Genomic DNA, 4339 nt, shown 5'->3' on the forward strand with positions numbered 1-4339 from the left:
ATGCCCGATAGTGCCTGTCTGCCCCTCAAGCTGCATGCTCTGGGCATAGGTGTATTTCTGTTCTGTCGGGGTTAAAGGTCTTGTCTTTATTTCATTACTCATTCGGCTGCTCCTTTCTTTCCTTTTTCTCCTTCTGCTCGTCTAAAATCTTGCGGATACAGACATCGCAGAAAATAACTGACCCATCCTTATATCGGGGATAAGGACAGGTCGTGCAGTCATATTTTATTTTATCGCTCACGGTCATCACCGTTTTTCTGCTTCTGGGCAGGCTGATTATAGGGCATACGGCACTCTGACTGGTATCGTTCATTCAGCTTTTGCCGTGCATCATCAAGCTCATTCGTGTAATAACCCCAGAAATAATTTGAGCCGCCCTTGCAGTACCAACACACATAAGGGTTGGGTGCGTTGGGATTGTGACCGATGACAAGCTCTGTACTCCCGATAGTACAGCTCTCGATGATTTCATAGTTCTGATTAGAGCGTTTTTCTTCGTCCATAAGCACCTCTCTATTCTTTGGCATAACGCCGATAAGCTTTCTCGCCCGTGGCTCTCATTTTCTGAACAGGGCGGCTCCCTGCAAGCTCTGGATACCGTGCCTGCAGCTTGCGGCGTGTCCTGCTGACGCTCTCAAAGCTCGGCAGACCGAGATATTTGTGCTGCGTCATTATCTCCGCAAGCGGCATTGCCCCTGCATCCTTCAGACAGGCATTACAAAGTGCAAGATACAGCACCATATCGTCATTTCTGGCATCCTCATTCTTTTCCAGAACAGCCCTGACTTTCTTTTCAATGGTTTTAAGGTTTCTCATTGTTACCTCCATAAAGGAAAGGGCGGCATCTTTCAGCCGCCCAAACCACTTACTTATTCTTTCTGTTACGGATATTCAGCCATACCGCCGCACCCACAATGAACACGACAAGCACGATTGCGATAATGGTTTTTGCGTCCATCAATTAGTCCTCCTTTTTCTTCTTTCTGTTCTTATAGCCGACAAATCCGAGAACGCCCGCACCGACAACAGACAGAGCTGCAAGGCTTACCCATAAGCCCAGATTGAAGTCATCGCCTGTTTTCGGGGTATCCCTGAACTCATTGTGCATCTGCACGATAGCCGTAGCGTCCACCTTGACCGTTGCCTGTTTATCGGCAGGCAGGATATATCCTGCGGAAGCCTTGTCGCTTACTTCGGATACGGTATAGTCGCCAATCCGCAAGCCCTCAATCACGATTTCTCCGTTCTTATCTGTCTTAAAGGTCTGGTCATAGTACACGCCTGTCACACGGAAAGAGAAGCCCTCCACCTTACCGTCAGAGGAAGTCTTTACGATTTTAAGAGAGCCTTTCTGTGCTGCATTGATAAATCCTACACCCGCCTTATTTTCCACGGTGTAGGTCTTGCCGTTCTCCTCAACGGATACGGAATACACATTTTCATCAAGCACAAAGCCTGTCGGAGCTTTGGTTTCCTTTACCAGATATTTGCCGAAGCGGAGTTCACTCATCTGGTAAACGCCGCCGTCAAGTTCTTTCATTTCGCCAAGCAGCGTATCGTCTTTATCCAGTTTCCCATCGCCATTGGTATCGGAGTAAACCTCAAATACCGCACCAGACAGCTTGTTGTCGGGATAATTCTCATCAACCTTTGTCAAAGCGATATTGCCCTTAATGAAGTAGTTGACAAGTTCGATTTCCACAACTTCGTCCACCTTGCCGATAGTCACGGCGATTTCTTCCTCGGAGAGTACATATCCCTTCGGGCTTTCGATTTCACGGATTATCCAAGTTCCATACGGTACTTTGGCAAAAGAAAAACTACCATCATCTTTTGATGTGGTAGCTACAATCGCATTTTCCTTTGTAAACTCGGTAGTTCCTGTCTTAAAGATACCGATAACTGCACTGCCCAGAGCTTTTCCATCCTCATCAGATTTCTTACCGCTTACAGAGCCGTAAATAATGTCATTTGTGATAGCTTCGCCCTCATTGGCTATGATGCGGACAGTTTCGGTATCCTGTCCTGCGTATTCAAAAATAACAGGGTATTTTGCATCGCTGACAATATATGCGGAGTTGGTCGAGGTTTCCTGCACATAATAGCTGCCCATCGGCAGGTCGCTGATAGCTTTCCCGTGACCGCTTTCATCAAGGGAAATGACCTCAATCAGACCGTCCGCAGGAATGGTCTTTCCATCTGCGGCTGTGAGTTCCTCCGCCGCATACAAGCCAAAGGTCACATCAAAGATTTCTCCATTCTTGCCAATGCCGTAGGCTTCATCAATGGCAAGGCTCTTGATGAGGTCGATTTCAACACGCTGTCTTTCATTATAGAAAGAAGTAGCCGTTTCCGTTACATCAACATTCTGTCCTGCATACACAAGCTCAACAGAACGGACTTCCTCATTCAGCACCATTCCATACGGAGCTGTGATTTCCTTAACCTCATATTTTCCGATATACAGTTCTTTGGATTTTACTGTACCGTCTTTTCCTGTCGTAACGGTATCTACAACCTCGCCCTTGTTTGCTCTGACCGTCCCGTCCAGAGTGACAATATCCTCGGCTGCGGTAATTTCATAGACTGCACCCTCAAGACCGCTGACAGAGAAAATCGGCTGATACAATCCCTTATCGCCTGCAACGGAGCTGAATACCTCGCCAGACTTTTCTACGGTAATTGTGCCTTTCTGTGCCATATTGGAACGTACTACCTCAATAACGGTAATGCCGCTTTCTTCCTCGGAATTTTCCTGCACCACATCAAAATAAACAGGCTCGGAATTTAAGACATACCCATACGGGGCTTGTACTTCCACAAGAGAATAGCCTTTGCCATATTCCAATGTCTGCGGTGTGATAAGGTCGCCGTCTGCCGTAGTATAGAAGGTGTCAATGGTCGTCACTTCGGGATAAGTGAAAGTCATAGTCACAAGATTTCCATTCGGGTCGTAAATCTGGAAGCCTGCACCTGCATACGGGATTGTATTGCCTGTTTCTGCATCTTTCTTTACGATTTTGATATAGCTCTCAAAGTTAGCGTTGTTGATAAGGTAGCGGTAGGTCTGACCGTCCTTGCTGATAAACACATCAAAGTCTTTCATCAGTTCACGCCCCTCCCAACCAAAGGTCTGGCGGACGGTATAAATGCCATACGGCATATCCTTTGTCTGGGCAAAGCCGTTCTCGTCACAGGTCAGCACATCACGCTCGGTTTCCTTTGCATTTTCATAGCTGTCTGCGGATTTGAGGAACACTTCAAATACCGCACCTTCTTCAGGTGTTTCAATCTGGGTTTCTCCGTTGTCCGTATGCTTGATGATTGCGATATTGCCTTTGATGACCTGTTCATTCACATCGTTTGCGGTACTGTTCAGCTCTACCGTGTATAGCTCTGGTTCTGCACCTACCTTGTGGATTGCGGTATCCAGAAGATACCCCTCGGACGGGCTGATTTCACGGACAGTCCAATCATTGTCACAGATATAATACTTGGTCGTAAACTGACCGTTTTCATCAGTCGTGTAGGTGTCAATCAGTTCCTCACCCTTATAGATGCCGTAAACCGCACCTGCAAGGGAAGCGTCGCCCTGCGGAGAACCTGTTTCTGCATCGGTCTTTGTCACAGTCACTTGGAATTTCTTCAACACATTGTCGAAGCTGCGTTTTGTGACCTTGTTCCATTCAATCGGAGCTGTCTGGGAAGCAGGAACGACATAGCGGACTGCGGTATCCACTTCCTCAACCACATACGGGGTATCGCCACTGATAAGGACATTTTCAAACTTAGCCAGTCCGTTTTTATCAGTCACGGCATACTCGTCAACAGGCAAGCCGCTTAAAGATGTGCCATAAAGGTGGAATTTCATTCCCTCCACCAGATTGTCCTCGGAAGTCTTGACGATTTCCAGACTGCCACGCTTCAAAGTATTGCTGAAGGTCACAGTAGAGGTTTTTCCTCCGATAAGTGTGACGGTCTGGGTTTTCTGCGGCTCATAACGGTCAATGGACTGTTCTGTGACGGTATAAGTGCCAGGGAATAATCCCTCCACTGAGACAGAGCCGTCCTTTCCTGTCTTAACTGTCTTATTGAAGTTATCACCTTTGATTGTAAAAGAGATGCCCTCCACAACTCCGTCCTCAGAAGTCTTTTTGAGGGCAATCGTGCCTGTCGGCGTTTCGATATTGATATATGCAGACACGGTATCAGCATTCTCCACACCTGTTACCAAATCCTGCAAGTTCGAGTCGCCATAGGCAATGAGCTTTGCACTGCTGCTGACAGTCGGCACATTGTTCCTCTTTGCCGTAATGCGGACAGAACCGCTGATAGCTAC

Annotated in this window: 3 protein-coding genes; all 3 read right to left on the minus strand. The window is 47.2% G+C overall.

Features of this window, described 5'->3' with window-relative positions:
* Positions 1 to 230: 230 nt before the first annotated feature.
* Positions 231 to 527, minus strand: a complete 297-nt coding sequence (locus GT575_RS14765; RefSeq protein WP_330377985.1) for a hypothetical protein — start codon at positions 525 to 527, stop codon at positions 231 to 233.
* The gene (locus tag GT575_RS14770) at positions 514 to 816 is read right to left on the minus strand and encodes a hypothetical protein (protein WP_015522621.1); all 303 of its coding nucleotides are present in this window, start codon (positions 814 to 816) and stop codon (positions 514 to 516) included. The genes GT575_RS14765 and GT575_RS14770 overlap by 14 nt, the downstream gene beginning before the upstream one ends.
* Before the next feature lie 145 nt (positions 817 to 961).
* The coding region (locus GT575_RS14775) for a SpaA isopeptide-forming pilin-related protein (RefSeq protein WP_161172302.1) at positions 962 to 4339 on the minus strand (3378 nt) is incomplete at its 5' end.

This window comes from Coprococcus sp. BIOML-A2 (genome assembly GCF_009875795.1).
GTDB lineage: Bacteria > Bacillota > Clostridia > Lachnospirales > Lachnospiraceae > Coprococcus > Coprococcus aceti.